Origin of the sequence: Parafilimonas terrae (genome assembly GCF_900115755.1) — a bacterium.
In the GTDB taxonomy this organism is placed as follows: Bacteria; Bacteroidota; Bacteroidia; order Chitinophagales; family Chitinophagaceae; genus Parafilimonas; species Parafilimonas terrae.
The window spans coordinates 1-2,311 of the sequence record NZ_FOXQ01000034.1; the positions used below are offsets into that span (position 1 = coordinate 1).

Sequence of the window (2,311 nt, forward strand, 5' to 3'; positions counted from 1 at the left end):
GAAGCCAAGCAATAAAACAAAAAAATTGAAAAACAAAAGTCGAATAAAACTACAAGCTGTCGAACAGCGTACTGTCAGGCCGCTTGCATGTAACGCTGACGGCTTGCTGATGTGCTGATATTTTATAACTGTCAGCCGATAAACTGCCGCCGATTAAAGATTAAAAAGATGAATATACAACAAAAGCCATATAGCATTACGTCACGCTTGATAGTAGCTGATAGAGATATGCAGATGATTGAACTTCCGTCAGCCAGCATATTCAGCAAACCGAATGTTACATGCAGGCGGATTGTCCTTGATGCTGTTTTTGTTTTTTGTGCGTGGTGTCTTTGGAAGCGTCTGCAAGCCGAAAATAGGGTATAAAGGTTAGCTTCTTTGCGTGTCGGTCTGTGCGCCTTGATACCTGATTTTTGGCGTGTGTGCAGGAAATAAAATTAGTTCTTTGAAATATTGTTTGGCTTAATACAAATGAAAAAGCCTTTTGCGAGAAGGCTTAATCGAAAAGATGTGTCCAATAATTTTAAAAGCCATTTCAAAAATACATTTTTTAATTCTTAAAACATTTTGTTATGACAGCTATAAGAATAATTATTATGCTTTTTTTATTTAATGGAGTAAACGCACAGTCTTCTTTACCTAAAGATTATACATATCAATATGTTGATAGTTCTTTAGGCTATTTCAAAATTGTTAGAATAACGAAAGGCTTTGTTTCATTTGAAAAAATTTATTACGACTCGGTCAATAAAGTGTATGTAGGCAATCCGAATTTTCTTTATTTCAAATTTTATCGCTTAAATTTTTCAGAAGGGGAAACATACAATTCTAAAGATTCTATCTTGCTCAAAAGAGGAATAATCAAAGATGATTTAATAAAAAGAGAGTGATAAAGTAAGTATCCGCTTAGTATTTTGTTATTATAAATTGTATCTAAGGCAAATCCGTGTGTTATACCAATTAATTTATTGTTTTTGACTATTGGACCTCCACTTATACCGTGATATGTAAATATTTCAGCTTCAAAGAATGGTGTTTTCGGTATGTTTTTTACAAATCTACCTTTTGAAACAAAAGGCAATGTTTCTATGTCTGACTCCCAATTGGCCATCGCTCTTGGTAAATTTTTGGTTTGTATAACCTCTGATTCTTTTGGAAACCCGAATGAATATATTTCTTCATTTGATGAATTCTTTCCAATTGTGTCAATGTCGCGTAAGTCAATTGGCTTATATCCTTTATTGATAAGACCTTTTATTACTTCTTTTCCATTATAGCAGCCGTTTAAAGAAATAATAATTAAGTCTTCATAATCAGAAGTTGCAGCAAAACTTCTACCACTTGGATGTGTATCATTTACAACGCGAATTTCCAATGAATAATCATCTGTTAAATAAGTATTTCCAAACTTGTCAATAGTTATTGGCTTATAATGATTTTGAGTTGTTGTTGGATTTTCTCTAATAAACAATTTTCTAAATACATAGTCTTTATAATTCTCACTCGGGTCTATTAAAACATGTTTCGCAGTTATCAGATAATATAATGAGTCTTTTTGAATAAAAATACCAGTTCCTGAAGCCCATGCATTTAAATACGGAGGTTGATTTATTATATTCATTAAAGAATCGAATTGTTTTTCGTTTATTTTTCGATTGCGTAAACTATCATAAAGTTGACTTTGATACTTGTTATAGCTATATCTTCCTTCTAAGTTGACAATAGCTTTAACCCATTTATTAATAATTAAAGAATCGTTTAAAGCACTTCTTTTAGTTTGTGTAAAAGCAAACAAATGACATAACAATAGAGGGGTGCATAATATTTTTTTCATTTTAATAATTTTCGTCGCGCTAAATTTTTTTTAGCGGATTTGCAAGTTAGCTTTTGTGTCAAGGTTTTGTGCCGCTTGCAAATGGGCTAAAATGTGCGGATGGAAGAAGCCAAGCAATAAAAAACAAAAAAATTGAAATTATGTCGTTGAATAAATTGCAAGTGTCGAGCAGCGTACTGTCAGCACCGCTTGCATGTAACGTTCGAGGCTTGCCGCAGGGCTGGAATTGTTGCTGTGTCTGCCCGGCAACTGAAGCCGATTAAAAAACTGATGTTGAAGTTAACAACTAAAAGCCAAATAGAATTCGGTCAAGCCCGATATTAGCTGATAGTAGTACAACTGATGATTGTTATTCCGTCCGCCAGCCTTGCGGCAAACCTTTTGTTGAACTAAACCTACGGAAGCCTTCCGCACTATCCGTAACTTTAGCCCTCATCAAAAAAGAATAAATATGGCAACGAAAAAAAATCGCCGGAA

1 protein-coding gene is annotated in these 2,311 nt (G+C 33.7%); it reads right to left on the reverse strand.

Going from position 1 to position 2,311, the window contains the following annotated elements:
* Positions 1-790: 790 nt before the first annotated feature.
* Positions 791-1,834, reverse strand: a complete 1,044-nt coding sequence (locus BM015_RS21195; RefSeq protein ID WP_090663359.1) for a trypsin-like peptidase domain-containing protein — start codon at positions 1,832-1,834, stop codon at positions 791-793.
* Positions 1,835-2,311: the final 477 nt, after the last annotated feature.